1 protein-coding gene is annotated in these 1,860 nt (G+C 57.0%); it reads right to left on the bottom strand.

Translation table 11 applies throughout. The annotated features are described in order from the left end of the window. Positions 1-78: 78 nt before the first annotated feature. On the bottom strand, positions 79-1,332 hold the full coding sequence (gene ltrA / locus HDG37_RS38660) for a group II intron reverse transcriptase/maturase (protein ID WP_184056837.1): 1,254 nt from the start codon (positions 1,330-1,332) through the stop codon (positions 79-81). Between the last annotated feature and the right edge of the window lie 528 nt (positions 1,333-1,860).

The following is a 1,860-nucleotide window of genomic DNA, read 5'->3' as shown; positions in this document are numbered from 1 at the left end:
TGGTGAGTAGGCCCGGGGAGTCCCACCCCGAGCCTCTCGCAGAACCGTACGTGACACTCTCGCGTCATACGGCTCCCGTTATCCAACCTTTGATCCGGCGACACGCCAATGATGGAACAACGTTGGGCTGGCGACCTGCATCTTGCGCACCCACTCCACACTGCGTCGATGGCGACCGTGAAGAGTCTTGTACTTTCGCCGCGCCCAACGTTCAAGCGCACGGTCGATGTGCTGAAAGAAGCGAAGCATGGCCGTCTGGTAAAACGCACCATAGTAGTTCCACCATCCTTGTATCACTGGGTTGTATAGCATCGCCAGGTCGGCAAGCGTGACATGGGTCTGTCTATTCAGCCGCCACCTTCGCACAGTCTGCCGCATCCGCTTCAAGGCGTCCTTACACGCTCCCGGAAGGAAGCTGGTAAATAGCCTGTTGTGTTGGCTATACGCCTTCCGCGGCCGGAAAGTGAAGCCGAGGAACGTAAAGCTGACCTGCGGATGGTTCTCGGTACGATTGCTGTCCTTGCAATACACGACCTTCGATTTCTCGGGATGCATCGTCAGCCCACACTCCGCCAACCGTGATTCGATGGACCGCATCACGTATTCCGCCTGCTTTTGGCTACGGCAGTGAACCACCGCGTCGTCTGCATAGCGGGCAAACGGGCAGTTTGGACTGTTGCGTTGCATCCAGTTGTCGAATGCGTAATGCATGAACAGGTTCATCAAGATAGGACTGACCACCCCGCCCTGCGGTGTGCCGCGCTCCCGTGGTAGACGCGTGCCTTCCTCCGTCTCGAACGGTGCGACCAGCCACCGCTCGATGTACAGAAGAATCCAGTTTTCCTTGATGTGGGCGCGCACCGCCTTCATCAGCAGCCCGTGATCGATTTGATCGAAGGCCGCCTTGATATCAAACTCCACCACCCAGTCGTATCGCCAACAGCGTTCGCGAGTAATTGCGACGGCCTGCTTCGCTGATCGTCCTGGCCGATACCCATAAGAGTCCGGATGGAAGATCGCGTCGAGATCCGGCTCGATGATAAGTTTGACCACGGTCTGCGCGACACGGTCCGTGACCGTGGGCACACCCAGCTTTCTCGTGCCTCCCGATGCTTTGGGAATCTCCACCTGCTTGACCGGGGGTGGCAGGTATGATCCCGACGACATCCGGTTCCACAGCTTGTACAGATTCTTCGACAGGTTCTGCTCGAACTCGGCGATGGTTTCATCGTCGATGCCTGCAGCCCCACGGTTGGCCTTGACCTGCTGGTATGCCTCCCATACTGTGCGCTTCGCAATGCTATAAGGTTTCGCCGCAGTCACGCTGTTCATCCCCGTAGGTTGACAACGTTTATCGGCAGGATAACGTCACCCCTTCGCTCCACACCCATTACAGGCGCTTCCCCGCTACTACGGGTGACTCCGCCCCTTGGTCCAGCATCGGTATTCTTCCTCATGGTTTCTGCCATTTGTCATTTCCCTTCGCATCTGGAACAAGGTTCTCACGTTCCGTACCAAAGCCTGTATTGAGATCATGCCGCCTATACACCGGCTGCCATCGGGCCCGTAAGCAGGTATCGTCCCGATTTGTCCTGAAGCCAATGGTCTACCTCAGTTTCGACAGCGCCTTTGGGCATAACGATGCGTCATCGGACGGTTTGCTTTCGCTCATCTTCTCAATACGTACCTGCCACCCTCAGCGGGTGACTTTTCCACAGTCGCTCACCACCACGCCTTTTGAACGCAGCAGCACCGGGCGGTTTGAAGTCTGCTCCTGCAAGCCAACTCCGGAAGGCCTTCTTCCATCTTCAGTACAGCATCCCAAGCTTGCGCTCAGGTTCGTGACACACACCACTGCTG

The sequence above is a fragment of the Paraburkholderia sp. MM5384-R2 genome (assembly GCF_014201025.1).
Classification (GTDB): domain Bacteria; phylum Pseudomonadota; class Gammaproteobacteria; order Burkholderiales; family Burkholderiaceae; genus Paraburkholderia; species Paraburkholderia tuberum.
The sequence above is the reverse complement of the archived record's forward strand: the minus strand, read 5'-3'. Positions and strand labels throughout refer to the sequence as shown.

Bases quoted from the DNA above. Each gene is read 5' to 3' on its own strand.
- ltrA (WP_184056837.1), bottom strand. From the start codon at position 1,332: ATGAACAGCGTGACTGCGGCGAAACCTTATAGCATTGCGAAGCGCACA.